The sequence below is a fragment of the Kitasatospora griseola genome (assembly GCF_044999035.1).
GTDB lineage: Bacteria > Actinomycetota > Actinomycetes > Streptomycetales > Streptomycetaceae > Kitasatospora > Kitasatospora griseola.
This window is the reverse complement of record NZ_CP173360.1, coordinates 1,809,320-1,836,077: the sequence shown is the minus strand read 5'-3', so window position 1 is coordinate 1,836,077 and position 26,758 is coordinate 1,809,320. Positions and strand designations below refer to the sequence as shown.

General features: G+C 72.9%; 25 protein-coding genes. 15 read left to right on the top strand and 10 right to left on the bottom strand.

Annotated features, from left to right (window positions below; translation table 11 throughout):
• Nucleotides 1-147 precede the first annotated feature (147 nt).
• Nucleotides 148-2,862: an ATP-binding protein gene (locus ACI1MP_RS08580; RefSeq protein WP_404868235.1), complete on the top strand. Its 2,715-nt coding sequence runs from the start codon at nt 148-150 to the stop codon at nt 2,860-2,862.
• Nucleotides 2,863-2,869: 7 nt separating this feature from the next.
• Here the strand turns inward: ACI1MP_RS08580 and ACI1MP_RS08575 are convergent, their stop codons facing one another.
• Complete coding sequence (locus ACI1MP_RS08575; RefSeq protein ID WP_404868234.1) at nt 2,870-3,685, bottom strand: alpha/beta fold hydrolase; 816 nt, start codon at nt 3,683-3,685, stop codon at nt 2,870-2,872.
• Between the two features lie 181 nt (nt 3,686-3,866).
• Between ACI1MP_RS08575 and ACI1MP_RS08570 the strand changes: the two genes are divergently transcribed.
• From ACI1MP_RS08570 to ACI1MP_RS08560, 3 genes are all read left to right on the top strand, one after another.
• Entirely contained in the window at nt 3,867-5,492 is a 1,626-nt protein-coding gene (locus tag ACI1MP_RS08570) for a tannase/feruloyl esterase family alpha/beta hydrolase (protein ID WP_404868233.1), read from the top strand.
• Nucleotides 5,493-5,559: 67 nt separating this feature from the next.
• On the top strand, nt 5,560-6,717 hold the full coding sequence (locus ACI1MP_RS08565) for a hypothetical protein (protein WP_404868232.1): 1,158 nt from the start codon (nt 5,560-5,562) through the stop codon (nt 6,715-6,717).
• A 9-nt stretch (nt 6,718-6,726) separates the two neighbouring features.
• Nucleotides 6,727-7,962 (top strand): ATP-grasp domain-containing protein, encoded by a 1,236-nt coding sequence (locus tag ACI1MP_RS08560; protein ID WP_380336220.1) that lies wholly within the window; start codon nt 6,727-6,729, stop codon nt 7,960-7,962.
• A gap of 14 nt (nt 7,963-7,976) precedes the next feature.
• Here the strand turns inward: ACI1MP_RS08560 and ACI1MP_RS08555 are convergent, their stop codons facing one another.
• From ACI1MP_RS08555 to ACI1MP_RS08540, 4 genes are read right to left on the bottom strand one after another with little or no spacing between them, the layout of a single operon-like run.
• Nucleotides 7,977-8,156, bottom strand: coding sequence for a hypothetical protein (locus tag ACI1MP_RS08555; RefSeq protein ID WP_380336222.1), 180 nt, complete (start codon nt 8,154-8,156; stop codon nt 7,977-7,979).
• Complete coding sequence (locus ACI1MP_RS08550) at nt 8,153-9,193, bottom strand: alpha/beta fold hydrolase (RefSeq protein WP_380336224.1); 1,041 nt, start codon at nt 9,191-9,193, stop codon at nt 8,153-8,155. Before ACI1MP_RS08550 ends, ACI1MP_RS08555 begins: the two co-directional genes overlap by 4 nt.
• 35 nt (nt 9,194-9,228) lie before the next feature.
• Nucleotides 9,229-10,068, bottom strand: a complete 840-nt coding sequence (locus ACI1MP_RS08545) for an AAA family ATPase (protein ID WP_380336226.1) — start codon at nt 10,066-10,068, stop codon at nt 9,229-9,231.
• A 26-nt stretch (nt 10,069-10,094) separates the two neighbouring features.
• Nucleotides 10,095-10,700: a VOC family protein gene (locus ACI1MP_RS08540; protein WP_380336229.1), complete on the bottom strand. Its 606-nt coding sequence runs from the start codon at nt 10,698-10,700 to the stop codon at nt 10,095-10,097.
• A 186-nt stretch (nt 10,701-10,886) separates the two neighbouring features.
• On the opposite strand from ACI1MP_RS08540, the gene ACI1MP_RS08535 reads away from it, so the two are divergent.
• The 4 genes from ACI1MP_RS08535 (at nt 10,887) to ACI1MP_RS08520 (ending at nt 16,442) form a co-directional block, all read left to right on the top strand.
• The gene (locus ACI1MP_RS08535) at nt 10,887-12,200 is read left to right on the top strand and encodes an AAA family ATPase (protein ID WP_380336232.1); all 1,314 of its coding nucleotides are present in this window, start codon (nt 10,887-10,889) and stop codon (nt 12,198-12,200) included.
• Nucleotides 12,201-12,329: 129 nt separating this feature from the next.
• Nucleotides 12,330-12,899 carry a hypothetical protein gene (locus ACI1MP_RS08530; RefSeq protein WP_380336234.1) on the top strand — a complete coding sequence of 190 codons (570 nt, stop codon included), beginning with the start codon at nt 12,330-12,332 and terminating at the stop codon, nt 12,897-12,899.
• Nucleotides 12,900-13,032: 133 nt separating this feature from the next.
• The gene (locus ACI1MP_RS08525) at nt 13,033-15,927 is read left to right on the top strand and encodes an AfsR/SARP family transcriptional regulator (RefSeq protein ID WP_404868231.1); all 2,895 of its coding nucleotides are present in this window, start codon (nt 13,033-13,035) and stop codon (nt 15,925-15,927) included.
• Between the two features lie 110 nt (nt 15,928-16,037).
• Entirely contained in the window at nt 16,038-16,442 is a 405-nt protein-coding gene (locus ACI1MP_RS08520; protein ID WP_380336239.1) for a hypothetical protein, read from the top strand.
• A 59-nt stretch (nt 16,443-16,501) separates the two neighbouring features.
• Here ACI1MP_RS08520 and ACI1MP_RS08515 read toward each other — a convergent pair whose 3' ends face one another.
• Complete coding sequence (locus ACI1MP_RS08515; protein ID WP_404868230.1) at nt 16,502-17,797, bottom strand: acyltransferase; 1,296 nt, start codon at nt 17,795-17,797, stop codon at nt 16,502-16,504.
• Between the two features lie 364 nt (nt 17,798-18,161).
• Between ACI1MP_RS08515 and ACI1MP_RS08510 the strand changes: the two genes are divergently transcribed.
• Together ACI1MP_RS08510 and ACI1MP_RS08505 are read left to right on the top strand one after the other, a co-directional pair.
• Nucleotides 18,162-18,701 carry a recombinase family protein gene (locus tag ACI1MP_RS08510; protein WP_404868229.1) on the top strand — a complete coding sequence of 180 codons (540 nt, stop codon included), beginning with the start codon at nt 18,162-18,164 and terminating at the stop codon, nt 18,699-18,701.
• Nucleotides 18,702-19,104: 403 nt separating this feature from the next.
• A complete protein-coding gene (locus ACI1MP_RS08505; protein ID WP_274536958.1) occupies nt 19,105-19,227 on the top strand; it encodes a hypothetical protein in 123 nt (40 codons plus the stop codon).
• Between the two features lie 78 nt (nt 19,228-19,305).
• Here ACI1MP_RS08505 and ACI1MP_RS08500 read toward each other — a convergent pair whose 3' ends face one another.
• On the bottom strand, nt 19,306-19,776 hold the full coding sequence (locus ACI1MP_RS08500; RefSeq protein ID WP_404868228.1) for an NUDIX domain-containing protein: 471 nt from the start codon (nt 19,774-19,776) through the stop codon (nt 19,306-19,308).
• A 4-nt stretch (nt 19,777-19,780) separates the two neighbouring features.
• Nucleotides 19,781-20,524: a helix-turn-helix domain-containing protein gene (locus ACI1MP_RS08495; RefSeq protein ID WP_404868227.1), complete on the bottom strand. Its 744-nt coding sequence runs from the start codon at nt 20,522-20,524 to the stop codon at nt 19,781-19,783.
• Nucleotides 20,525-20,665: 141 nt separating this feature from the next.
• Between ACI1MP_RS08495 and ACI1MP_RS08490 the strand changes: the two genes are divergently transcribed.
• The 5 genes from ACI1MP_RS08490 (at nt 20,666) to ACI1MP_RS08470 (ending at nt 23,109) form a co-directional block, all read left to right on the top strand.
• Nucleotides 20,666-20,944 carry a hypothetical protein gene (locus ACI1MP_RS08490; RefSeq protein WP_404868226.1) on the top strand — a complete coding sequence of 93 codons (279 nt, stop codon included), beginning with the start codon at nt 20,666-20,668 and terminating at the stop codon, nt 20,942-20,944.
• Nucleotides 20,941-21,165, top strand: a complete 225-nt coding sequence (locus ACI1MP_RS08485) for a hypothetical protein (RefSeq protein ID WP_404868225.1) — start codon at nt 20,941-20,943, stop codon at nt 21,163-21,165. The genes ACI1MP_RS08490 and ACI1MP_RS08485 overlap by 4 nt, the downstream gene beginning before the upstream one ends.
• Nucleotides 21,166-21,350: 185 nt before the next feature.
• A complete protein-coding gene (locus ACI1MP_RS08480; RefSeq protein ID WP_404868224.1) occupies nt 21,351-21,593 on the top strand; it encodes a DUF397 domain-containing protein in 243 nt (80 codons plus the stop codon).
• Between the two features lie 87 nt (nt 21,594-21,680).
• Nucleotides 21,681-22,172, top strand: coding sequence for a hypothetical protein (locus ACI1MP_RS08475; RefSeq protein ID WP_404868223.1), 492 nt, complete (start codon nt 21,681-21,683; stop codon nt 22,170-22,172).
• Nucleotides 22,173-22,185: 13 nt separating this feature from the next.
• Nucleotides 22,186-23,109, top strand: a complete 924-nt coding sequence (locus ACI1MP_RS08470) for a JmjC domain-containing protein (RefSeq protein ID WP_404868222.1) — start codon at nt 22,186-22,188, stop codon at nt 23,107-23,109.
• Between the two features lie 101 nt (nt 23,110-23,210).
• Here ACI1MP_RS08470 and ACI1MP_RS08465 read toward each other — a convergent pair whose 3' ends face one another.
• Together ACI1MP_RS08465 and ACI1MP_RS08460 are read right to left on the bottom strand one after the other, a co-directional pair.
• Nucleotides 23,211-23,357, bottom strand: coding sequence for a hypothetical protein (locus ACI1MP_RS08465; RefSeq protein WP_404868221.1), 147 nt, complete (start codon nt 23,355-23,357; stop codon nt 23,211-23,213).
• Between the two features lie 657 nt (nt 23,358-24,014).
• Entirely contained in the window at nt 24,015-26,753 is a 2,739-nt protein-coding gene (locus tag ACI1MP_RS08460) for an alkaline phosphatase family protein (protein WP_404868220.1), read from the bottom strand.
• Between the last annotated feature and the right edge of the window lie 5 nt (nt 26,754-26,758).

Sequence of the window (26,758 nt, the reverse complement as noted above, 5' to 3'; positions counted from 1 at the left end):
GCCGAGATTGGCGGCGTAGGCGTCGCATCCCGCTCTCTGACGTGAGGTCGGCGACGGTCGAGGGCTTCTTCCATCCCGCCCGGAAGTGCGAGCGGTTCGTAGGATGGGCGCAGCTCCTCCGGGAGGGGATTCACACCGGAGGGGACCATGGCGGACCAGGCGAAGCGTCAACTGCTCGGGCGCGAGCGGGAGTCGGGGGAGTTGGAGCGGCTGCTGCGCGAGGTGCGCGGTGGGCGCAGCCGGGTGTTGGTGGTACGGGGGGAGGCGGGGGTCGGGAAGTCGGCGCTGCTGGATCAACTGGCGGGGCTGGCCGCGCAGTTGCAGGTGGTGCGGGCGGCCGGGGTGGAGGCCGAGGCGGAGTTCGCGTACTCGGCGTTGCAGCGGCTGTGCGCGCCGCTGCTGGACCGGCTGGAGCGGCTGCCCGAGGTGCAGCGGGACGCGCTGCGGGTGGCGTTCGGGCTGAGCGGCGGGGCGGCGCCCGAGATGCTGCTGGTCGGGATGGCGGTGCTGGGGCTGTTCGCGGAGGCGGCGGCCGATGCGCCGCTGGTGTGCCTGGTCGACGACGCGCAGTGGCTGGACCTGATGTCGCAGCGGATCCTGGCGTTCGTCGGACGGCGGCTGGACGCCGAGTCGGTGGCGCTGGTGTTCGCCGAGCGGGTCGTGGACGGGACGGGCGACGAGGGCTTCGCCGGGCTGCCGGACCTCGTGCTGCGCGGGCTGGGCGACGCCGAGGCCCGGGCGCTGCTCGACAGCGTGCTGCCCGGGCCGGTCGACGCCCGGGTGCGGGACCGGATCGTCGCCGAGACCGGCGGAAACCCGCTGGCGCTGCTGGAGTTGCCCCGGGGCCTGTCGCCCGCCGAGCTGGCGTTCGGCTTCGGCGGGCCCGGGGCCGGGCCGCTGGCGACCCGGGTCGAGGACGGCTTCCGGCGCCGCGTGCAGGCGCTGCCGGCCGACACTCGGGCGCTGCTGCTGGTCGCGGCGGTCGAACCGGTCGGCGACGGGCCGCTGCTGTGGGACGCGCTGCGGTTCCTCGGCGTCGGGCCGGAGGCGGCGGCGCCGGCCGGGGAGCTGATCACGGTGGGGGCCGCGGTGCGGTTCCGGCACCCGCTGGTGCGCTCCGCCGTCTGGCGGGGCGCGGACGCGACCGCGTTGCGGGCCGCGCACCGGGCGCTGGCCGAGGCCACCGACGGCGGGCGCGACCCCGACCGGCGGGCCTGGCACCGGGCGCACGCCGCGCTCGGGCCGGACGAGGAGGTCGCCGTCGAGCTGGAGTGCTCCGCGGACCGGGCGCTGGCCCGCGGCGGGCGGGCCGCCGCCGCGTCCTTCCTGGAACGGGCCGCCGCGCTCACCCCCGATCCGAAGGGACGGGCGCGGCGCGCGCTGGCCGCCGCGGACGCGTACCTCACGGCCGGGCTGACGGCCCGGGTGCCCGACCTGCTCGCCGCCGCCGAACTCGGCGCGCTGGACCCGCTCCAGCAGGCCCACGTGCACCGGCTGCGGGCCAGGGTGGCGGCCCTGGCCGGCCCGGAACTCGGTGTGGTGCGGCCGCTGCTGGACGCGGCGGACCGGCTCGGCGCGCTCGACCCGGCCGCCGCGCGGGAGACCGCCCTGATGGCGTTCGGCGCCGCGATCTGGGCCGGCCGGCACGACGACGGGGCACTGCGGCGGGTCGCCGGGGCGGCACGCGCGCTGCCGCCCGGCGACGAGCCGGCGGGCATCCTGCTGCGCGCCCTCGCCGCGTGGACCACGGACGGGCCGGCCGTCGCGCACCCGCTGCTGGCTCGGGCGCTGCGCGCCGTCCCCGACGTCGACGACCCGGCCCTGCTGTGGGCGGCCGCGAACGCCGCCGCCGAGCTGGGCGACCTCGCGGCCTGGCTGGACGTCACCGAGCGGGCGGTCCGCTCCGCCCGGACGACGGGCGCGCTGTCGATCCTCGCGACGGCGCTGCCGCACCGGGCGGCCGCGCTGGGATTCGCCGGGCGGCTCGCCGAGACCCGCGACCTGCTGGCCGGGGCGACCGCCGTCGAGAACGGCGCCGGCCTGGCGATGCGCCTGGCCGCGACGGCCGGCATCGGCGCGTACCAGGGCCGGGAACGGCCGGCCCTGGCCGCGATCGGGGCGGCCGAGCGGGAGGGCGAGCGGTGCGGCCTCGGCCGGCTCACCGCGACCGCGGCGTGGGCGCGGGCCGTGCTCCACAACGGCCTCGGCAACTACCCGTTGGCGCTGGAGGCGGCGCTGCGGGGCGCGGAGTACCGGGACCTGGCCGTGCACCACTGGACGTGCGGCGAACTCGTCGAGGCGGCCGTCCGGGCCGGGGACCCGGCCGCGGCGGCCGGGGCGCGGGAGCGGCTGGCCGATTGGGGTCGGGCCGGTACACCGTGGGCGCTCGGCGCGCGGGCGGTCGCCGAGGCGCTGGCCGGGCCGCCCGAGCAGGCCGAGGACCGCTACCGGGAGGCCGTCGGGCACTTCGGGGCGGGCGGGCTCGGCGTGTTCGAGGCCCGGGCCCGGCTGCTGTTCGGCGAATGGCTGCGCCGCCAGAACCGGCGGGCCCTGGCTCGCGACGAACTGCGCGCCGCGTACGAGGAGTTCGCGCGGATGGGCCAGGAGGCGTTCGCCGAACGGGCCCGGCGCGAGCTGCTCGCCACCGGTGAGACGGTGCGCAAACGGGCCGTCGGCGGGCCGGAACTGACGCCGCAGGAGGCGCAGATCGCCCGCCTCGCCGCCGCCGGGCACCCGAATGCGGAGATCGGCGCGCAGCTGTTCCTCAGCCCGCGGACGGTGGAGTGGCACCTGCGGAAGGTGTTCGGCAAGCTGGGGATCACCAACCGGCGGGAGATCGAGGGGGCGCTGGCCTCGAGTTGACCGAGCGTCAGCTCATGCTCGCTTTTTCGATGACGCCGGCCAGGTCGGGGTGGGAGACCGTGACGGAGTGGGACGCGGCGACCTCGGTGGTGTGGGCGTGGGCGCGTTCGGCCATGAAGCGCTGGGTGGCGGCCGGGATGTTCAGGTCCTGGGTGGTGACGATGTCCCAGCTGGGGACGGTCTGCCAGACGGCGGCGGTGGCCGGCTCGGTCAGCGCGGCCTGGGCGATCGGGCGCTGGGCGGCGGCTGCCAGTGCGGCCTTCTCGGCGGGGACGTCGGCGGCGAACTGCGCGCGGAACTTGCCCTGTTGGATGTACAGGTCGGTGCCGGTGCTGCCGTCGGGGAGCGGGTACGGCACCGGGTCGAGGGCGCCGGCCAGGGTGGATCCGGGGAACTGTCCGGTCAGTTGCAGCGCGGACTCGCCCGGTGCGGGCAGGAACGCGGCGACGTAGACCAGTGCCTTGACGCGCGGTTCGCCGACGGCGGCGGCGCTGATGACCGAGCCGCCGTAGGAGTGGCCGACCAGCACGACGGGGCCGTCGATGTGGTCGATGACGCTGCGCAGCGCGGCGGCGTCGGAGGCCGGGCCGCGCAGCGGGTTCGCGGCGGCGACGACCGGGTAACCGTCGTGGCGCAGGCGGGCGATGACGCCGTTCCAGCTGGACGCGTCGGCGAACGCGCCGTGCTCCAGGACGACGGTCGGCTTCGGTCCGCGGTCGGCCGTCGCAGGGTCGGCTGTCGCGCCGGTGAGGGCGAGGACGCCCGCGGCTGCGGCGAGGGCCGCGGCGAGCCGCCGTCCGCGGCCGTTCTGGGTGATCGACATGGCGACGCTCCTGGCTTCGGTCTTCGGTCTTCGGGGGTTCGGGCGTTCACTGTCTCCCGCGCGCCGGACGTCCGCATCGGTCGGATGACTGCATGGCCACAGAACGTCGGATGACTGATGTGTCCCAGTCGGCGGGTCGGTGACAGTGGTCGCGCGATTCCCGAAATTCGAGGAGAGAGACATGAATCGACGGCTTCTGAGGCTCGCGGCGGCAGGATTCTCGCTGGCGGCGGCCGCGGCCGTCAACGCACCGGCGAGCGCGTCGGCCGGCCCGGCGGGCGGCGTTGCGCCGGCCGCCGCCGGTTCGGCGCCGTTCGCCTGCAGCCCGCTCCGACTCGCGGCGCCGGCAGGCTTCTCGGTGGAGTCGGTGACGGCGACGGCCGTGCCGGCGGGCACGTTCCAGGTGCCCGGCAGTCCGCCGCTGGGCGGCGGCCAGGTCCCCGACGTGCCGGCGCACTGCGAGGTGACGGTCACGCTGACCCACCCGGGGGCGAACGACCACGCCAGGGTGCAGGTGTGGCTGCCGGAGTCCGGGTGGAACGGGCGCTTCCAGGCGGCGGGCGGCGCCGCGTACGCGGCCGGGAGCATCGGCTCGGTGGCCGCGGCCGTCAAGCAGGGCTACGCGGCCGCCACTACCGACGCGGGCGTGGACACCAGTGGCCTGGACAGCAGTTGGGCGCTGGACGGGCAGGGCGGGATCAACGCCGCGCTGCTGGAGAACTTCGCCTCGCGTTCGGTCCACGAGATGGCGCTGGTCGGCAAGCAGGTCGTCGACGGCGTCTACGGCCACACCGCGTTCCGCTCGTACTTCAACGGCTGCTCCACCGGCGGCCGCCAGGGCTACCTGGAGGCGCAGAGGTACCCGACCGACTTCGACGGCATCAACGCGGCCTCGCCCGCCGTCAACTGGAACCAGTTCGAGGTGGCCACGCTGTGGCCGCAGGTGGTGATGAGCGAGCAGCACACCTACCCCACCGCCTGCGAGTTCAACGAGTTCAACAAGGCCGCGCTGAAGGCCTGCGACAAGCTCGACGGCATCGCGGACGGGCTGATCAGCGACCCGAACCGGTGCGACTTCGACCCGCGGCGGCTGATCGGCGCCAAGGTGGTGTGCGACGGCAAGGAGTACACGATCGGCGCCGCCGACGCCGAGGTGGTCCGCAGGATCTGGGACGGCCCGCGCGACGGCAGCGGCAGGCGGCTCTGGTACGGGCTGCCGGTCGGCGCCGACTTCGGCCCCCTCGCGTCCAGCACCACCACGGACGGCGTCACCACCGGCACGCCGTTCATCGTCCCCGCCGAGTGGGTCGCCAACTTCGTCAAGAAGCAGCCCGGGTTCAGCTCGGCGAACCTGACGTACCCGCAGTTCGAGGAGATCTTCCGCACGGCCCGCGCCGAGTTCGACCCGGCCATCGGCACCCGCGACGCGGACCTCTCCGCGTTCCGCGACGCCGGCGGCAAGCTGCTCACCTGGCACGGCGACGCCGACCCGGTGATCCCCACCGCAGGCACGGTCGACTACCGCAAGCGCGTCGAGGCCCGGATGGGCGGCAGCGCGAAGGTCGACGACTTCTACCGGGTCTTCCTGGCCCCCGGCGTCGCGCACTGCTCGCTGAACGGCGCCGACGACCTGGCCGCGCTGACCGCCTGGGTCGAGCAGGGGAGGGCCCCGGGCGTGCTGCACGCCACCCTGCCCACCGCCGACGGGCGGAACGTCGCCCGCGAGGTGTGCCGGTACCCGATGGTCTCCCGCTACGCCCACGGCGACCCGAACGCCGCGAGCAGCTTCCGCTGCGTCAAGCCCTGACGTGACCGGGCGGGCCGGTGCTGCGGCCACCGGCCCGCCCCTTCCCAGCTGCGGACAAGGAGTGGAAGTGGACAGAAGCGATCTCTTCAACGGCTCCGTGGACTCCGGACCCCGGGCGCCCGTCCGATCCTCGTCGCCCCTTCGGGACTACGTCCTGCACCGGCTCCCGCAGGACCTCTCCGAGGTGGCGAGCGGCGGCCTGACGTACCGGCAACTGGCGGACCAGCAGCGGGAGTTGCTGGCCTCGGTCGGTCCGCTCGGGGAAGATCCGGGGGCGGCCCGGATCACCCAGCTCGACCTGCTGTTCATGCTCGGCGGGTTCGTTCCCGCCGGGCCGCAGGCCGCGCCGCGCGAGCTGACGGAGCTGATCTCCGCCCAGTGCGGGCGGTTCCGGTCGCTGGACCCGTACCTGAGCTACGAGCTGCTGATCGACGTGAACTGCGAGGAGTACCGGCGCAGCGGTGACATCCGGGTGTTCTCGCCCGGGCAACTCGGCGCCCTGGAGCGGGACTTCTACCTCGGCCACCACCTGTCCGAGCCGTGGATCAGGTCCGCCGCGTACGGCCTGCGGACGCTGGTCACCGCGCCGGACGCGGTGAAGCCGGCGGCGGTGCTGGACGACGCCGCCCGCTGCGTCGCGGAGTTCACCTCGCACATGGCGAGCTACCGTCGGCTGTCCGGGGAGGCGTTCGGCCGGTTCCGGCACTTCCACCTGGGCCACCCCGGCGGTCCGCGCGGCGCGAGCGGGGCGTTCATGCCCAGCGTGCAGCTGCTCGAACTGGTCCTGCTGCCGCCGACCACGGAGTACGGCAGCTACCTGGACCTGGCGATGTCCTACTTCCCGTCCTGGGCCCGGCCGGTCCTCGCCCAGTGGCGCAGCGCCTCCAGCCTGGGCGTGAACGTGCGGCAGTCGGTGCGGGACGGCAGGCTCGCGCTCGACGACGACGGGATCGACCGGCTGGTCCGACTCGTCGACAGGTTCGTCGACTTCCGCATGGTGCACCTGGGCATCACCCGGCGCATGCTGCCGGAGGCGTTCGAGGACCGCACCGGGCTGACCCGCCGGGAGATCGGCGCGCAGGCCGGCGAGCGCGACGTCCTGAACGCCGAGCACCCCGGCACCTCGGGTTTCGGCGTGCGCCACGTCCTCACGAACGGCGTCCACCGGCTGCTCGAACTCCGCCGGGACGTCCTTTCGCTCAAGGCCGTTCCGACCGACCGGTGAGGAGACGACATGTCAGCGTTCCGGGTGGCCGTCGTCGATGCGTTCGGCGCGGCCCACGGCCACGTCGATGCGTTCGGCGCGGTGGGCGGCGAGGTCGTCCAGGTGCAGAGCACGCCCGAACTCCCGTTCGGCGTCGACCCGGTGGACGAGGCGAGGTTCAGCCGGGTGCTGGTCCACGACGGCGATCTCGACGCGCTGGCCGCGAGGCTGGCGGCGCTGCGGCCCGTCGCGGTGCTGCCGGGCCGGGAGACCGGGGTGGAGCTCGCCGACGCGCTCTCCGAGCGGCTCGAACTGCCCACCAACGGCACCCGGCTGAGCGCCGCGCGCCGCGACAAGTACGTGCAGATCGAGACGCTCAGGGCGCGCGGAGTGCCCGCCATGCGCCAGCTCCGCACCGCCGACGAGGCCGAACTGCGCGCCTGGCACGAGCAGTTGGCCGGCGTGGCGGTGGTCAAGCCGCTGCGCAGTTACTGGGGCGACGGGGTGTCGTTCTGCGACACCCCGGAGGAGTCGGTCGCGGCGCTGCGGCGGCTGCGCAGCCGGGGGACGGTCCACGGCGAGCCGATCGAGGAGGTGGTGGCGCAGGAGTACCTGGTCGGCGCCGAGTACATCCTGAACACCGTCAGCAGTGCGGGCCTCCACCAGCTGACCGACGCCTGGCGGACCGACCGGATCACCGCCAACGGGGTGCGGGACCTGGTGGTGGCCCAGGTGCTGATGCGCTCCGACGAGCAGCCCGTCCCCGAACTCGCCGCGTACGGACGCCGGGTGCTGGACGCGCTCGGCATCCGGCACGGCGCGGCCCACCTGGAGATCAAGCTGACGCCGGACGGCCCGCGGCTGGTCGAGGCGGGCGCCCGGATGTCCGGACTCCCGTACTACACGGCCGAGTTGCTGGGCGAGGGCCAGCTGGAGTGGATCGTCGACGCCTACGCCCGCCCGGAGCGGTTCCGGGCCCGGGCCGGCCGGGGCTACCGGCGGCGGCACGCGTTCGCCTGGGCCGCCCTGGTCGCCCCCGCCGCCGGACGGCTGGTCCGCTACCGGGCGCTCGACCGGGTCCGCGAGCTGGAGAGCTTCCGCGACCTCACCGTGCTGGTCGAACCCGGCAGCCCGATCGGCCCGACCACGTACGACCGGGGCTACCCGGCCACCTTGACGCTGGAGCACCCGGTGGACGCGGTGCTCCAGCGCGACCTCAACACGGTGCGGTACCTCGACGGCGCCGGGATGTACGAGATCGAGTGACGGGCCGCCGGGTCTCACGGGCCCAGGTCCGCCGCCAGGCAGGCGAACCGGACCGCGAGGGCGTCGGGGTCGTACCCGGCCGCCGGCCGATCCGTGGGCGGGCGCTCCTCGACCATGTCGGCGAAGGCGATCCGCTGCGGGAGCGCGCCGAACCGGGCCCGGCGGGCCTCCGCCGCCGGCTCCCGGCCGGTCACTGGCGCACCGCCAGGCGCTCGGCGTCCAGCACCGCCCGGGCGAACGCCGTCGGGGCCTCCTGCGGTGCGTTGTGGCCGATGCCGGCCAGCACCCGGTGCTCGTACGGGCCGGTGAAGAACCGCCGGTACCCGCTGCCGTCGGTGGAGGCCAGGAACGGGTCGAGGGCCGGGTCCAGGGCGATGGTCGGCACCGCGATGGCCGGCCGGGCGGCGAGCCGCCGCTCGTACGGGTCGTAGCGGCGTTCGCCGTCGGCCAGGCCCAGGCGCCAGCGGTAGTTGTGGATCACGATGGCGGCGTAGTCGGGGTTCTCGAAGGCCGCGGCGGTGCGTTCGAAGGTGGCGTCGTCGAAGTCCCAGGTGGGGGAGACCTCGTCCCAGACCAGTCGGCACAGGTCGTGCCGGTTCTGCCTGGTCTCCATGGCGACGCGGCCGCGGTCGGTGGCGAAGTAGTACTGGTACCACCAGGTGTGCTCGGCCTTCGGCGGCAGCGGGTTGCGCTGGGAAGCGACGTCGGTGATCAGGTAGCCGCTCACCGACACCAGGGCCCTGACCCGCTCCGGCCACAGCGCCGCGATGATGTCGGCGGTCCGCGAGCCCCAGTCGAAGCCGGCCAGCGCCGCCTGACGGATCCGCAGGGCGTCCATCAGGGCGACGACGTCCAGCGCGATCGCGGACTGCTGCGCGTTGCGGGGCGTGGTCGGTGACAGGAACGCGGTGGTGCCGTGGCCGCGCAGGTACGGCACGATCACCCGGTGGCCGGCGTCCGCCAGCAGCGGGGCCACGTCCACGAAGCTGTGGATGTCGTACGGCCAGCCGTGCAGCAGGACGACCGCCGGCCCGTGCTCCGGCCCGAGCTCGGCGTAGCCGATGTCGAGCACGCCGGCCCGGACCCGCTTCAGGTCGGCGAATGCGGTGTGGGTGCCGGGGGCGATGCCCGGGACGGTCGTCGCCGGTGCGGCGGCCGACGCGTCGGCCGGCAGGGCGGCGGCGCCGAGGCCGAGGCCGACCGCCGTGGTGAAGGTGCGCCTGCTGATCATGTCTGGATCCCTTCGGGAGAAGTGCGGGGGAGGCGTCATCCCGCGGCGCGGCTGAGCGCGTCGCGCAGGGCCGCCCGGCTGGTGACGCCCAGCTTGGGGAAGACGCGGTAGAGGTGCGAGCTGACGGTGCGCGGCGACAGGTGCATCCGCACGCCGATCTGCTTGTTCGTCAGGCCACCGGCGGCCAGGTCGGCGACGCGGCGCTCCTGCCAGGTCAGCGCATCCGGCTCCGCGGCGGAGGCGCGGCGCGCCGCCCGGGCGGCGAGCAGTTCGGCCGGGGTCGGCGCGTCCCCGTCGGGGCGGGCGGCGAGCGGCAGTTCGGGCAGGGCGGCGGCGTCGAAACGCGACGGGAGGCCGTCGCGGACCGCGACCAGCAGCTGCACCGGGCGGCCGGTCAGGCGCCGGCCGACGAAACCGCAGACGTCGGCGCTGGCGTCGTCCAGCCACTGCCCGTCGTCGAGCACCAGCAGCAGGGGCCGCTGCTCGGTGGCCAGCGCCAGCAGGCGCAGCACGGCGATGCCGAGCGTCATCACCGACGGCGGGTCGCCCCGCCGCCCGCCGAAGACGGCGTCGAACACCGCCCCGGTCCCGTCGTCCAGGCGGGCGGCGTCGGCGAGCAGCGGGTGGAGCAGCTGGTGCAGCCCCGCCCAGGGCAGTGCGGACTCCACCTCGACGCCGGCCGCCCGGACGACGGTCCGGCCCTCCTGTTCGGCGAGCGCGGCGGCGTGCCGCAGCAGCGCGCTCCGGCCGGCGCCCGCCTCCCCGCGCAGCAGCAGGGCCCCGCCCGCGGCGGACCGGACGAACGCCGCGAGCTCCGCCTGCACGTCCTCGCGGCCGATCGTCGTCGCGCCGCCGCACTGTCCCCACCCGGTCATGGCCGCCCCGTTCCCGTTCGTCGCCGTCAGCTGTCCAGGCCGGCCGCGCGGGCCATGTGCGCGGCGTACCACGCGGGCCAGTCGGCGTCGGCGTGGCCGAGCTCCTCCTCGTACGTGCCGTGGGCGGCCGCCGCGTCGCGCAGCGCCGACTCGAGGGCGGCGGCGGAGCGGTGGACCACGTGGCTGATCCGGCCGGGGCCCCGCACGGTGACCTCCTGGAGGACGAAGAGGTTGCCGTCCGGGTCGGCGAACGAGGCGAACGAGCCGTACGAGCGCCGCTCCGGGTGCGGGCCGGCGACCCGACCGGCGGTGCCGGCGTGGTGGAAGACGCCGCCGGCGTCGTGGAACACCTCGCCGACCTCGACCCCGGCCGCCACCAGCTCGGCGCGGGCCGCGACCACGTCGTCCACGATCAGGTGCACGCCGCGCTCGGAGCCCGGCGCCGCGTCGGTCACGCCGCTGCCGATGATGAGCGACGCCGCCGAGCCCGGCGGGGTGAAGTGCACGAGCCGGAAGCCGCCGGGGCCGGAGAAGTCGATGTCCTCGCGGAAGCCGATCCGGGCGTAGAACTCCTTGGCCCGGTCCACGTCCGAGACCGGGAGGACCAGAACCTCGAGCTTGAATTCCACCATCGTGGGCTCCTCTGTCGTTCGGGGGGCCGCCCTTCGGCCTCCACCACCGACGATCCCCGGATCGCGGGCCGGTCGAGCCCGTGCCGAACACTGGCCCGGACACGGGCCCGGGGCCCGGGGGTGCCGTCCGGGCCCCGGGGGCGGGGGCCGTTCCGGCCCGGGGTCGGAGTGGCGGGGAGCGATAACATGACGGAACGTCAACATGATCACCGCGGGGAGGACGCGCTGGAGCTGCACTTCACCACTCTCGGCCCCCTGAAGGCCCGGCGCGCGGGCCAGGAGCTGCGCATCAACCGGGCCCGGGACCGGGCGGTGCTCGCCGTGCTCCTCGCGCACGCGGGACGGCCGGTGACGGTGAGTGAGATCATCGACGGGGTCTGGGGCGAGGAGGGGGACGAGGCGCCCGACCGGGCCGGGGCGCTCCCGGGCAACATGTACCGGCTGCGCAGCGCGCTGGGCGGCGACGGGAGCGTCCTGCGGCACGTCGGCAAGGGGTACTGCCTGGACGTCGATCCGGCCCGCATCGACCGGACGGTCTTCCTGTCCGCGCTCGCCGACGCCGCCACCGCCCGCCTGAACTGGCAGCCCCGGCGCGCCCGCGACCTGCTGACCGACGCGCTCGGCCTCTGGTACGGGCCGACGGCGCTGGACGGCGTCCCCGGCCCCTTCGCCGAGCACGAACGCCGGATGCTGGCCGGGCGGCGCGAGGAGGCGCTGCGCGAACTCGACGCGCCGGGGCCGGTCGAGCTCAGGGCCGGCGCCGCCCGGCCGGTGCTGCGCCCCTTCCAACTGCCGCCCGACCCGGGCGACTTCACTGGACGCGACGGCCAACTCGCCAGGATCGCCGAGCTGTTGGCCGCCCCGGGGCGGACCGGCCCGCCGATCGTCACCGTCACCGGCCCGCCCGGCGCCGGGAAGAGCGCGCTGGCGGTCCGCGCCGCCCACCTCGCGGGCCCCGCCCACCCCGACGGGCAGCTGTACGCCGACCTGCACGGCGTGGACGACCGGGCCGCCGCCGACTTCCTGGCGCCGTTCCTGCGCGCCCTGGGCGTCGAGGAACAGGCCGTGCCGGCGAGCACCGCCGAGCGCCGCGCCCTGTACCTCCGGTTGCTCGCCGACCGCCGGATCCTGGTCGTGCTCGACGGCGCCGCCGGCGTCGACGGCATCCGGCCGCTGCTGCCCGCCGGGCCCGGAAGCGCTGCCCTCGTCGTCCTCAACGGCCATTCGGGGGAGGGGAGTTCGAGCACCGTCCCGGTCGGTCCGCTGACCCCGGAGGAGGCGCTGGAACTGCTCGGCCGGGTACTCGGCCGGGACCGGTCGGACCGCGAACCGGAGGCCGCCCGGGCGCTGGCCGCCGCCTGCGGCCACCTGCCCCGCGCGCTGCGGGACGCCGCCGACCGGCTGGTGCGCCGCCCCGCCTGGCCGATCTCCGCGGTGCTCCCCGCGGCCGCGCTCCCCGGGTCCGTGCGCCCCACGACAGGGCCGTCCGACGAGGCGTAAACGCCACCGTTCATCGGGCGTCAATCCGTGCCGCCCAGAATCCGGACTGCGACGTGATCACCGGCCCGGAGACGCAGGTCACGGGCCTCGCCACCCGTCGTGGACAGCACCATCGAGAGGACCGAGAAGTTGAGCCGCACCACCGTACGAGCCACCCGGGGCCCGGTCGCGCTCGCCGCCCTGGCGCTGGCGGCAGCGAGCGTGCTGACCGCCCAGGGCACCGCCCACGCCGCCTACGACCGGTCGACCGTCAGCATCTGGGACGGCGAACAGCTGCCGAACACCGACGCGCACATCGACAACAAGGGCCAGTTCGGCACGGCGCGGCTCATCATGCAGAGCGACGGCAACCTCGTCGCCTACTACGCGCCGGACAACGACTTCTCCCGCCAGCAGCCGACCTGGGCGACCGGCACCGTCGGCTGCGGCGCCAAGGCCGTCATCCGCACCGACGGCAACCTGGTGGTCCTCGACGCGAGCGGCGGCCTGTGCTGGGAGAGCGGCACCGCCGGCCACCCGCACGCGCGGGTGACGCTCTGGCGCAACGCGGACGTGCTGATCACCGACACCTGCAACCGCACCCTGTTCGAGCGGCAGCCCGGCATCACGTACGTCCCCGGCCAGACCCACGGCGGCATCGTCAGCCCCAGCTCGGTCGAGAGCCCCTACGTCGTGCTGCCGCCGCCGACCGGCTGCTGAGCACCGGCAGGGCCCTTCCCGACCGGCCGGTCGCACCACGCACCACCCCGGGCCGCCCCGACATCGCGCGGGGGCGCGGCCGCGTCCGGCTCCGTCCGGCGGCCCGGGGGCGATGAACCCAGGGAGACCTGACATGGAGACAGCCGCCGCCCCGCAGGGCCTGCGCTTCCGACTCCTCGGCCCGCTCGCCGGGTGGGCGGGCGAACAGCGGTTGGAGCTCGGCCGCCGCCAGCAGCAGGCGTTCCTCGCCATGCTGCTCGCCGCTCCCGGGCGGGCGCTGACCGTCGAACGGCTCGCGAGCGGGGTCTTCGACGAGGACAACCCGCCGGGCAACCCCAGGTCCGCCCTCGCCACCCACGCCTACCGGGTGCGTAGGGAGCTCAGGAACCACGCCGCCGGGCACCTGCTGGTCACCGTCGACGGCGGCTACCGCCTCGACCTGCCCGCCGAGGCGGTCGACGCCGTCGCCTTCGACCGGCTGGTCGCCCGGGCCGGCGAGGCCCTCGCCGCCGGTGAACGCCCCGGCGCGCGCGACCTGCTGGCCCGGGCGCTGGACCTGCACCGGGGCGAGCCGCTGGCCGGCCTGCCCGGCCCGCACGCCGCCGAGCTGCGGCGGCATCTGACGGAGCGCCGGCTGGACGCGCTGGAGACCAGGCTCGGCCTGGACGTCGAACTCGGCAGCGGCCTGTCCTGCCTGGTCGAGCTCGACCAGGCGGTCTTCGCGCACCCCTACCGGGAGCGGTTCCGCGCCCTGCTGATGCTGGAGTACCACCTGTCCGACCGGCCCGAGGAGGCCCGGGCGGTGTACGAGGACGCCCGGCGGTTCTACCGCGCCGAGGGCCTGACCTGCGCGGAACTCGACGCCCTGGACCGGCGGATCCGCCGCGCCGACCCGTCCCTCGCCACCGCCGCCCGGCCCGTCGCCGACCGGCGGCCCACCGGCCCGGCGCCCACCGTCGTTCCCGAGCAACTGCCCGCAGGGCTCCCGGACTTCACCGGCCGCCGGGCCGACGTCACCCGGCTGACCGAGGCCCTCTCCCACCCGGACCCGGGAGCCGTCGTCATCTCGGCGATCAACGGCCTCGGCGGCGTCGGCAAGACCAGCCTGGCCGTGCACGTCGGACACGCCCTGCGCGGGCACTTCCCCGACGGCCGGCTGCACGTCGACCTGCGCGGCGCACAGGCCGCCCCGCTCGACCCGGCCGAGGCGCTCGCCGCCTTCCTGACCGCGCTGGGCGTGGCCGACCGCGACATCCCCGCCGACCTCGCGGAGCGCGCCGCGCTCTACCGCACCACGGTGACGGGCCGCCGGCTGCTGATCCTGCTGGACAACGCGGCCGGCCCCGAACAGGTCGCCCCGCTGCTGCCGGGCTCCCGGACCTGCGCGGTGCTGGTCACCAGCCGCGCCTGGCTCAGCACCCTGCCCGGCGCCCGCCACCTGCCGCTCGACGCGATGGCCGACGACGAGGCGCTCGACCTGCTCGCCGCCGTCGTCGGCCGGGCCCGGACCGACGCCGAACCCGGGGCGGCGGCCGCGATCGTCACCGCCTGCGGCCGGCTGCCGCTGGCCGTGCGGGTGGCGGGCTCCCGGCTGGCCGCCGACCCCGGGCAGTCGCTGGCCGACCTGGCCGCCAGCCTCGCCGACGAACGCACCCGCCTCGGCGAACTCGCCCACGAGCAGGCCGCGGTGGAGCCCGTCCTCGCCCTCTCCTACGCCCGGCTCACCGGGGAGCAGGCCCGCGCCCTGCGGCTGCTCGCCCTGCCCGACGCCCCCGAGCTCGGCCCCGCGGACGCCGCAGCCCTGCTCGACCGCGGCCCCGAGCAGGCCCGCGACCTGCTGGAGGCGCTGGTCGACCTCAACCTGCTGCAGTCGCCCGCCGCCGACCGGTACGGCTTCCACGACCTGCTCAGGGTGTTCGCCCGGCAGCGCGGCGCCGAGCAGGACACCCCCGCGTCGGTGACCGCCGCGTTCGCCCGGCTGCTGGACTTCTGCGCCGCCGGCGCCCGCGACGCCGAGAACGCGGCGCACCGCGACCCGGACGGTCACGGCTTCTCCAGCATCGAGGAGGCCACCGCCTGGCTGCGGGAGCGGACCGCGCTGCACCGCGCGGTGATCCAACGGGCCTGCCGGGACGACGGGTTGTCACTGGCCCGAACGGTCGACCTGCTGGACAAGATGAGCTCGATCCTGTTCGGCCGCGGCTACGTGACGACCGTCGCCGACCTGGCCGGGCAGGTCGCCGCCGCGGCCAAGGCCCGCGGCGAGCGGGACGCCGAGGCACTGGCCCGCTCGGTGCGCGGCGGCATGCTCTGGCACGCCAACTCCTACGCGGAGGCGGGCGAGGAACTGCGCGGCTGCCTGGCTCTGTGCGACGGCCCGGACCGGCTCACGCTGCGGGCCGACACCTTGAAACTGCTCGGCGCGAACGCCCGCGCGCTGCGGGACTTCGAGCAGGCCGTCGGCTGCCTGGAGGAGGCGGCGGAACTCTTCCGCCGCCAGGGGGACGAGAGCGCCGAAGGGCTCGTCCTCGGCGAACTGGCCTTCAACCACGCCCACTGCGGGCGCCTGGAGCAGGCCCGCGCCGCCGCCGAGCGGTGCGTCGAACTGACGGGCCGCCAGGTGTCGATCCCGGAGTCCATCGGCCGGTACTACCTGGCCAGGGTGCTGCACCTGTGCGGCGACCTCGGCCCCGCGCTGGAGCAGGCCGAGCACGTGGTGGAGCGGTTCCGTTCCTTCGGCATGCTGGCCTTCGAGGCGGCCACCGGCAGCCTGATCGCCCGCATCCACCTGTCGGCCGGCCGTGACCGGGCCACCGTCCGGGCGGCCGAGGAAGCGCTGCCGAAGGCCCGCCAGGTCGGCGGCCTGCTGGAGGGCGGGCTGCTGCGGGCCCTCGGGGAGGCGCTGACCCGGCTGGGCCACTCCGACCGGGCCCGGATCTGCCTCCAGCAGGCGCTGGGCCACTACCGGCAGCTGGAGCTGGCCGGCGACGCGGCGGAGGTCGAAGAACTGCTTCGCGGCCTGTCCTGAGGCCGTCCCCGTCTCGGCATGCCCATGCTCATCGGATGTCCATCGCGGTCGACGAACCTCTCCCACGTGCCCGGCACCCCGGCCGGGCCGTCCGACAGAGGGGAACGACCATGCACATCAAGGGACTTCGGAAGGCCACGCTGGCCCTGGCGACGATGGCGACGGCCGGCGGCATCGCACTGACGGGCGCCGGATCCGCCTCGGCGTCGGTCGGTGGCGGTTGCGCGGGGCCGGGATACCAGCAGGTCTGCATCAGTGACGGGTGGACCCAGATCAACACCTCGGTCACCACCAACTTCGCCAGCAACAACTGCACCGAGCAGGTCATCATCTGGGACTACACCACCAACACCCAGGCCATCTCCACCTCCTTCCCGTGCCACTCGGGCCAGTACACCTTCACCTGGGCCCTCGCCAACCCGACCTACGGCCACGACTACAAGGCCGAGGCCCGCTTCTACTGGCAGCCCGGCACCGGCTACACCTACCAGACCAGCCCCGACCTGCACTTCTGAGTTCGAGAGCCCGACCTGACGCTTCCCTCCCCCCGGATGTCGCCTCCGCCCCACCGCGCTCACCACCGGCGGTGGGGCGGAGCCGTTGCACGACGGCCCGAGCGCAGGACCAGGGCGAAGCCGCACGCGAAGGCGGCGAGTGCGAGAGCGGCCGGGCGCCCGGCCGGGGCGAAACCGTTGATGGCCAGCCAGGCCAGGGCGGGGAGGACGGCGGCGAGGCCGCCGAGCAGAAGGGCGGACCGGTTCGTGCCCGGCGCCGATCGTGCGGTCAGGGTGAGCAGCGGGCGCTGCACCCGTTGCAGGGCGGCGACCAGGGCGACGAGGAGTGCGGTCAGGACGGCGAACCAGGCCGGCCTGAGAGCGAACCACTGCCAGGAGCCGACGGACGGCTGCGGAGCGAGCCCCACCGGGTAGAGGGCGACGGCGACCAGGAGCACCGGGACGGGGTGCCACAGGTAGACGGTCATCGCCGCCCGGTTGAGGCGGGCGAGGCGGTCCCGTCGAGTGGTGGCGGCGAGCAGGCGCCGCCCGGCGGGCTCGGCCGCCAGCAGGAGGCCGCACTGGGCGGAGGCGAAGGCCAGCAGGGCGATCGACGGGGGAGTGGTGTTGCCGGCGTGCAGGCCCGCCCCGACCATGTCCACCGGGAACGGGCCCCAGGTCAGCAGACCCACGAGCAGGAGCGCCCCCGCGAGTGCGAGCCCGAGTGGACGCCGCCCCCGGGTGAGGCTGCCGTCGTGCCAGGCGAACCCCCACTGGTGAATGGCGCCCCAGACCAGCAGGTAGTTGGCGAACCCGACCAGCGGCAGCCGCGGACCCAGGATCGCGACGTCCACCAGGGCCGCGCCGACCGCCATCGCGGCGGGCACGGCGAACCCCCAGCGGGTGTGCGCGGCATGCAGCGCGGGGGTCAGTGCGATCAGCAGCAGGTAGACCGGAAGGAACCACAGGTGCAGCGCCAAGTACCAACCGGCCTGCGCCAGTTCGCCCGGGTCCGCGCCGCCCGCCCAGGCCGCGGCGGCGGTCAGCGCGACCGTGCCGACGTACACCGCGGTCGGCCACAGCAACCGCAAGGCGCGGCGTCGCACCCAGCCCGCCCATCCCTCGCCGCGGTCCCGATGCCCCGTCCAGGAGACGGCGTTGGCGTAGCCGCCGACCAGGAAGACCACCGGCATCACCTGGAACAGCAGGGTGATCCAGCGCCCCCAGCCGACGACGTCCAGGGCGTCCTGCCCCGAGACCCGCCCGTTGCGGTAGGTCACGTCGGTCAGCAGCCAGTGCCCCAGGACGACGGCGCAGATCGCGGCCACCCGCAGGAGATCCGCGTAGTGGTTGCGGTCGGGGGAGCGGAGGGGCATGAGGTGTCGGATCGGGAGTTTCTGGCCTGTATCTCCCATTATCCGGGGCTGCCCAACAGGGGCGGGGGCTGTGCGATGGCAGGCGGGAGCGAAATTGGGGGCGCTGGGGTACCCCCAGGCGAAGCCGAGTGGGCGGAACTGCGCGACAAGCGCCGATCTGTCCGCAAGGTCGCATCAATGGCGAGTCATTGCCCGCGTCGCGATCTTGCGGTTGAGTGCCTTCCGCTGCGCGCAGTTCCCCGTAGGCGCGAAGGTCTTGCAACGCCTACTCGGAGCAGACCGACCCCGCATCTTTGAGGGGTTCGCCCATGTCGACCGCCACCATCGCCCGCCTGCCCGGAACCGTTCGCTCCCCACGACGGGTATGGAGAGCACTGTTCAGCCGGGCATCTGCCCCTGCCACGGTCGGCCGCAAGTCGATCTGTTGCTGCGTGAGTCGAAGATCGTCCGCGAGGGTGAGCGGGCCCTGTCCATTCGGGCGCAGGACGACCGGGGCCGTGCGTGGGCCGCCGAGAACGGCTATTGCGTCCGGAAGGTGTGGAAGGAAAACCTGTCCGCCTGGTCGGACGTCAAGCGGCCAAAGATGGATTCCGCCCTTGACGCGGTGATGGCCGGAGAGATGCAAGCGCTCTGGTGCTACGCGCTCGACCGGTTCTCCCACAAGGGGGCTGAGTCCGTCGTTCCGATCCTCGGCAAGGCCCGTGTGATCTTCGACTACGAGTGTCTTGACTTCATGGACGAGCGGGACCGCCGGTGGATTCTCGACCGCGCCGAGAACGCCCGCGAGTACTCGCAGCAGCGTCTGAGCTGCAACGTGCGCGGCACCAAGGCGAAACAGCACCCGGAAGGTGAAGTGCTCCACCAGCGGGCACAGCGCCAACACCCGCCCCGCGTTAGAGGGTAGGTGTACCGGCCACGAACAACTGCGTGGGGCCAGGACCCTGCGCGGACCGTGTCATGAACCACCACGCCAAGCAGCGATCACGCTCGCGACCGTGGCCACGAAGCCGAGAGGCCATCCAGGGATGCGCTGGATGGTCAAGTGCAGCCCCCCGATACGGAGTTCGAACTGCGGTCTCTGATTGGAACGCTGTGTCATGGGTGCAGTTCAGCATGCAGTGCAGGGTGTTCGGGGCGAAAGCCCTCAAGAGGCAGACAAAAGGCGTTCAAACGTCACTGTAATGTCCTGTCGGTGGCCTGTCAGATGCCCGTGGGTCGACCGCCCGTGCGGTCGGCGCCCGGCCCACGAATTCGGCAGCTCCGACGCCGACGCGGGAGCCACTGGTCTGACCAACGGCGGCATCCAGGTGACCGACCTCGGTGAGGCCCACGACAAGCCCGTGTTCCGAACCCGGATCGAGTTCTACTGTGGCATCGCGCTGTTCGGTGGCAAGGCCGCCGCCCGCCTGATGAACGTCCTCGCCGGCTGACCCCGTGAGACCACAAAGGCCCCGCCCCTTCCCCCCTCTTCGGGTGGTCGGGATAGGGCCTTTGTTGTTTGGCTTCCGTTAGCCGAGATAAGGGGTTGCTCGATTCTCCAGGAAGTGGTGGAGCCGGAGTTGCTGGGTGTGGTGCATCGGTAGGTCTCCGATGTCTTCGGGTGCCACGAACCGGAGATCGGTCGACTCATTGGAGATCCGGAGTGTCCCGCCCGTGATGCGCGCGGTGAAACAGACATTGAACTGCTGTCGTACCTCACCGTCCGAGTAGGAGATAACGTGTCGTGGGTCGGTGTATGTTCCGACGAGTCCAGTGATCTCCACGTCAAGGCCGGTCTCCTCGCGGACTTCCCGGACGGCCGCCCCCGGAAGCGACTCGCCGAGATCCATCGTGCCGCCCGGCAGTGCGTACAGGCCGTTGTCGGTACGCCGCTGAAGCAGGATGCGCCCTTCACCATCGGTCACCACTGCGGACGCCGCCACCACCAGACGGTTCGGCTCCGGCGCGTCGGGATCGTCATAGAACTCGGTGCGCACCACGTGATCAGTTCTCCTCAACCGGCAGGGCCGCGTTCCACACTGCATCGAAGCTTGCAGCGTAGGTGTCGAACAGCCTGCCTGCGCCGGTCCGCCGCAGGTGCCAGACCGGGGCACCGAAGGCGTTGACCCCCCACACATGAGCGTTCACCAGCACCTGGTCATCTGCCCGGTAGAGGCTGTTGTACAGCGTGGTCCCGTGGGACCGAATCTCGATCCCTTGCGTGCCGAGCAACGGCCGGTAGTGCATGAGGGCGAGCCTGCAACGGGATTGGATGCCGTGACCGAACTTCTCCTCCTCCCCGCGTTGTCTCACGTTCTCGCTGTTGGGGTCGCCAACCGCGATCCGAATCGCGCATCCCTCGGCGGCGCGCTCCCGAAGTAGATCGTTCAGACGTGGGTACGCCTCATGAAGGAAGACGGCGGCATAGACCAGCACGTCAATGCGCTCTGTGGCCTTCCCCATCAGGTCTACGAACACGGACACCGGTAGGTTGGCGCGCTGCTCGTAGAGTGCCACCAGTTCGGGGCTTATCGCCCTGGCGGCGCGTGGCTGCCGCAGACTTGGCCACAGGCCGAACATGTCTTCTCCCAGCACTTCGGCAGCCAGGCGAGCTGTCCTCAACCGGGGCGTCCGATTCTGATTCGCCCACCGCTCAACCGACTTGGTGTCCACGCCGGCCTTCTCCGCCAAGGCGGCGCACGTCCAACCCCCCGACTCCATGACGGCTTTCAGTCTGTCGTTCGGCATCTCGCCCGCCTCCCCGCAAGCCCGGACTCTTGTAGGGACGTTCTACCGCGTGAGGGACGTTCTGGAGTGTCCTTTGCAGGAGGTTTCACCGTCCTGGGCGGTTGCCAGATCTTGGTGACAACTTGGCGGGAGGAACTACCAATGGCAGCGAAGGTACGCGACGCAAGGGTGCTGTCCGGCATCCCGGGGAAGTTGGTCCCGGACACCGGCAGCGACGTCGAATCGCCCACCTACACCTTGGTATGTCAGGGGGAGTCCGAAGAAGGCGCCCGGTGTGCAGCGGTGTCTGTCGAGTTCAACGACCTTGATGCGGTGCATGGTTGGGCGTGTGTGCACATGATGCGCCACCCTGACCCCCGGTCGTACCCCGTGATCGCGGACGTGCCGATGGTGCTGGTGCCGGAGGTGGGGCCGAAGTGACACGGGTGACCCTGGTGACGGGCGTGGTGGCGCTCGGCTCCGCCGTGGCGGCGGGCGTGGTACTCGCGTTCGCGATGCTGGCACCGGATGACGGGGTGCGGTGGGCGGCGTGCTTCGTCGCCCTGGCGCTCGCCGTGATCGGCGGCGCGTACGGCCCGGATTGGCTCGAAGCGTGGCAGCGCCGCAGACGGGCCCGCGCTGCCGCAGGGGCCGGACGGTGAGTGCCGAGGCCGAGACACCGCACGAACTCGCCAGCACTGTCCAGTGGGCAGATGTCCCGGCCTGCCCCACCGAGTAGCTCCAACAACTCCCGTTTGGGTCGCGTGCCAACCCCGCGAGCGGAACGGGTGCACCACCCGGCCGGTCACCCGATCGGCCGGACACTCGATCACCCCTAGGAGGGGAAATGACGACCAACCTGTACGCGCTGCCGACCGAGGGCCTGGCGCTGGCCAAGGCGTGCGGCGGCAACAGCGGCGACGGCGAGTCCGAGTCGTGCGCGACCGTCGGTGCCATCCCGGGCGCGGTGGACGCCTACGTGCTCGGTGACAGCAAGCTGGGCGACGGTTCGCCGCTGCTCCGCTTCACCGGGGCCGAGCTGGACGCCCTCGCCGACCGGACCACCGCCATCCGGGGCACGGCGGCCTGAGTTCCAGGCTGACGCACCACTGAATCACACGGGGTCGCTGGTCTGAGTCTCAGTCAGACCAGCGACCCCGCTCCGTGGAGGATACCCGTGACGACTCTCGCCCACTTCCATGGCTACGGCCCGTGGATCGGTAGGCCCGACCAGTACCACGCCGAGTACCTGCGGCGCCCCGGCACGCTCCCCCAAGAATGGCGCGACGAGCGGACCAAACAACGGAAGAGCCTCGACATGGAGGCGTACCTCCCATTCGATAAACGGGCTGTTCCGCCCATGCGTACAGGTCATTGGCTGATGCGCCGGCCGGATCCCCTCGCCCGCCAGACGTGGGGGGAACCGAAGGAAGCTGCGGAGTGGCTGGCCCGCATGTACGAGGGCGACCCGCCGGTGCCGCTTCCGGACGGCCGCCCGATCCACCCGGGGCTCTCCGCCAAGGTGGAGTACGCGGCTGCCGCGCTCACCAACGGCACGGATGTGGTGTGGATGCACTACCTGCCCGGGGACTACATGTTCAACGCGTGCGTGGTCGTGTGCCCGAACCGGCACTTGCCCGATCTCCCCTGTCCGCTTCCCCCCTCGTGATGGAGAAGACTGCATGGCGCTGGCAACCCTGGTCGGCTCGGAAGCGGCTGAGGCACTGTTACGTGCCTGCCCTGTCGAACCGGCGGTGTACCGCCGTGACGGGTCCGAGCTGGACGAGCGAATCACGCTGCCTTTCATTGGGGCGTACATCGACCACGGGCTGACGGACCCCGCGTTCACGGCCGCTGTGAAGGACGGGAAAGCCGTTCACCCGGGACGGTTCTCGCGGGACGGCAGGATGAGTCCCGGGAAGCTGCGGGAGCTGTTCGAAAGCGGGCACACGGTCAACCTGCGGTACCTGCAAACGCGAGTGCCGTACGTGGCCGAGCTGTGCTGCGAGATCGAAGCGGAGACCGGGTACACGCTGTTCGTCTCGGGCTTCGTCACCCCGCCCGGAGCGCAGGGGCTCAGGCATCACTGGGATCAGTTCCTTGCCGTGGTGACACAGCTTCACGGCCGCAAGCGCTGGCCGATCTGGCGTCCGGAAGTGGAGTTCCCGGTGGACGAGTACCTGTCGTCCCCCACCACGTGGACGGCAGAGATGCAAGAGCGGTGGAACAACACCGAGCCGTACGCGGTGTTCGATCTGAACCCTGGTGACACGCTGGTCATACCGCGCGGGTGGGTTCACAGCCCGCACTGCCTCCCGGACGATCCTGATCCGTCGCTGCACCTGACTTTCGCTCTGCGGGAGCGCGTGCCGCTCGACCTGGCGGAAGCCCTGGTGCATACCGCGCTCGAACGTCCCGAGTTCCGGGCCGGGATCGCACCTTGCCGGCTCACCCCCGAGAACCTGCCTGGGACGCTGACAGACGTGCTGGCGCAGACAGTTCGACACCTGGCTACCACTGATCCGGCGGACGTTACGGACACCGTCCGTGCGGCACTGTTCCCGAAACCCGCCGGACAGGGCTACAGGCCGGGGCGCGGCCGTTAGCGAATTCACTTGGCATGCAAGTGAAAGCGGTACCGGTCCATGCCTACCCGCGCCCCTGACCAGTCCCGTCCGCATGAGCAGTAGCGGACGGGGCCGGGTCGTCAGCCCCCCTCGTCCTGGTCTGCCACGAAGCTACCCATGCCGAACTCGGTCCGGACCAGCTTCCGCCGCCGAAGTTCCGTGAACACCTTCGCCGAGGTTGCTTTCGCAAGACCGAACTCGGCCTGCACCATCGGGCCGGTGATCACCGAACCGGGCGTAATGCCGGAGTCTCCGTGTTTGATGCGGGCAGCAAACCGCCCGCACATCGACCGCCACAGGTGGCTCGCCGAGCTGGACGAAATGCAGTGTGAGTACGAAGAGATGCAACGCCGGCGAGTACGGCGCGAAGCACTCGGTGCGGTCGTGCTGGGGCTCCCGGACACCGGCTATACATGCCCGGTGCGCACACTCTTGCCGGGTGGTGGCGTGATGACCATCGCCACCACCCGCAAGCCGATATGCGGCGCACCCCGCCTGGGAAATGGCCGACGGGGCCCTGTGCAGCCGTGACCCGTTCCACTGCCACAGCCACCAGAACCGCGACGGTGAGACGTGGCCCCGGCTGGCTCCGACGTGCGTCCGGTACCGCAGGGCAGCCGTCCGCCCCGCCCCCGTGAGCCACCAGGAAGCCGCAAGCGGCCCCGGGTGCACCCGGTGGGCGTGCTCGCCCGACTGCCCCGAGTAGAAGCGCCATGAAGCCCCGTCCGGTCTGATCCGGGCGGGGCTTCTTTCTGTTCCGATCAGGCACTCTCACCACTTGCACGGGTGTAGGGGGTCCACCCCCGCGCCCCTGTTTTCGCGCTCACCTGCGTTCGCGCCCGCCTGGGTTCGTACGGAGTCTTCCCGCGCGCTCCCTTGTCAGGTCAGCCGTCGAGCTCCGCCGAAGGCAGGGTCGCGCCGGGAACGTCCGCCGGGGCGAGCAGCTCCTGCTCGCCGGGGTAGGGGGTGTTCCAGTCGTGGGCCTCGTACCAGGTGAGGTGGTTCATCTGGGCGGGGTTGGCGCGGTCGGGGGCGGCGTCGGTGCCGGTGAGGTGCTGCTGCTGCTTCCAGTCGGACCACTTCTGGACCAGGTCGGTCCGCTCGGCCGGGACGATCCCGGTCGCGGCGCGGGCGGCGGTCGGGGACTGCGGGGCCGGGACGTCGAGGCCGCAGGAGGGCGCGGTGGCCAGGCCGTTGGTGAGGGAGGTGCGGTTCGGCAGGGCCGAGAACGGGGTGTAGTCGGGGGTGCCGGTGAACGCCGAGGTCATCGGGGTGGCCGCGGTGTCCTTCTGGTTCATGGGCTTGATGCCGAGGATCTGCTCGATGGTGCGGATCATGTTGGTCTGCGAGTAGTACTGGCTGTCGACGACGCCGTGCCGGGCGTACGGGCTGATGATCTGGATCGGGGCCCGGTGGCCGTCGACGTGGTCCAGGCCGGCCTGGGAGTCGTCCTCGACGACGAAGATCGCCGAGTCCTTCCAGTACTGGCTGTGGGTGATCTCGTCGACGATCCGGCCGACCGCGAGGTCGTTGTCGGCGACCTGGGCGGCGGCGTTGGCCGGGCCGCCGGTGTGGTCGCTGGAGAGCCAGAGCATGTTCAGGTTCGCGGGGCCGTTCTGCTCGAAGTCCTGCTTCCAGATCTGCGCCCGGTAGATGTCCGGCACGCTGGTGTCGAACATCGGGAAGGCCGGCACCGAGACGTCGTTCAGCGACGGGATCGGGGAGGAGGACGTCAGCTTGTAGGCGGAGCCGCTGCCGGTGGCCTGCATGGTCCTGGCGTCGCAGTACAGGTTCTGCCAGGTCGCGCCGGCCGGCTTGGTGAGGAACTGGTGGAACTCGCCGAAGTCCCGGACGGTCTTGCCGGACGCCTGGGCGCCGCTCCACAGGGTGCCGCTGACCTGGTGGCCGAGGGCGTCGTTCTCGGTGTCGTAGCTGCGGATGTACTCGCCGGCCGAGGACTCGGTGTACTCCGGGTTGTCCGCCTGCATCAGCCAGTTGTGGCCCTCGGCGGAGTTGGTGCCAATGTCGTACGTGTTGTCGTACAGCCCGAACTGCTCGGCCAGCGCGTGCTGGTTGGGCGTCACGTTGCGGCCGAACTGGGCGAGCGACGCGTCGCCGTTGCCCTGCGGCAGGTCGCCGTAGACCTGGTCGTAGGTCCGGTTCTCCTTGACGATCAGGAACACGTGCTTGATCGTCGACGGGTCGCCGATCCTGTTCGGGACGGGCACGGCGTGCGCCTTGTTGCCGGTGGCGAGCTTGGCCGCGTTGTTGGTCCAGTTGTTCTGCGCGAAGACCTTGCCGGTCTGCTCCCGGATCACCTTGTCGCTCGGCAGGGTGAACCGAACCACGCTGGAGGTGGTGTCGTGGGTGCCGTGCGCGCCGTCCACCCGGCGGGCGTCGATGCCGCGGGTGTTGGAGACCAGGACCTGGTTGCCGGACGAGGAGATCTCGGCGGGGAAGTAATCCGTCGGCAGCAGGCCGACGTAGCTCGCCGGCTCCTGCGGGCCCGCGTACCGGTAGACGGCGATCGCGTTGGCGCGGCCCAGGGTGACCAGCAGCCGGCCGTCGTCGGTGAGGGTCACCGCGTTGGGCTCGTAGCCGATCGAGGCCTCGGACCAGGGCTGGGTGGCGATGGTCTGGACGACCTTGTCCCGCTTGCTGTCGATCACCGAGACGGTGTTGGTGGCGGTGTTGGTGACGAACACCGCGCCGTTCTTGGCGTACACGGCGGTCGGGTGCAGGCCGACGTCGATGCTGCCCGGCGCCGCGGACGGGTCGGCCAGGTCGATCACGCTGACCGTGCCGGTGGTGGTGGCGGCGGTGTTCGGGTCGGCGGGCACCGGGGTGCCGTACGAGTTGAGGGTGGACTCGCCGGGCTTCGCCGGGCGGCCGCCCTCGTTGCTGACGTACAGCTTGCCGCCGACCTGGACCAGGCCGCGCGGGGCGATGCCCACCGTCCAGCTCTGCTTGACGGCGCCGGCCGCGGTGTCGATCGCCACCACCCGGTTCTGGCCGTTGACCGCCGCGTACGCGGTCGCGCCGTCGGCGGAGAACACCAGTCCGGCCACCAGGGCCTGCTGCGAGCCGGCCTTGGCGATCTTGACGACCTTCGGGTTGGCGACGCTGCCGTCCGGGTTCACGTCGAACCGGGTGTACCCGTCCGGCTGGCCCAGCCACAGCTGCTTGCCGTCGGGCGAGTACGTCGGGCCTTCCTGGCCGACGCTGTTGGTGCTGATCCTCGGGACGGAGGTCGCGGCGTTGGAGACCAGCTGCTGCACCTGCCAGTTCCGCACGTCCACGATCGCCAGCGCCGCGCCGCCGTCGGCGACCGCGGCCGCGAGGTGGGTGCCGTCCGGGCTCACCGCGGACGACATGATCTTGCCGTTCTTGATCACCAGCCGCTCGCCGTACGGAGCTATGTACTGGTTGCTGGAGACCAGTTCGCCCCGGTCGTAGACCTGGCCGACCCGGTCGGTGCCGAAGGCGTCCGACTTGGCCCAGCCGACGCCGGCGCCGGCCGCGACGACCACCGCGGTGGCGGCGGCGGTGACCAGCGTCCGGCGGCGGGTGCTGCGGCCGGCCGGGGCCGGGGTGTCCCCGGTACGGCGACGTGTGACCTGCATCGTTG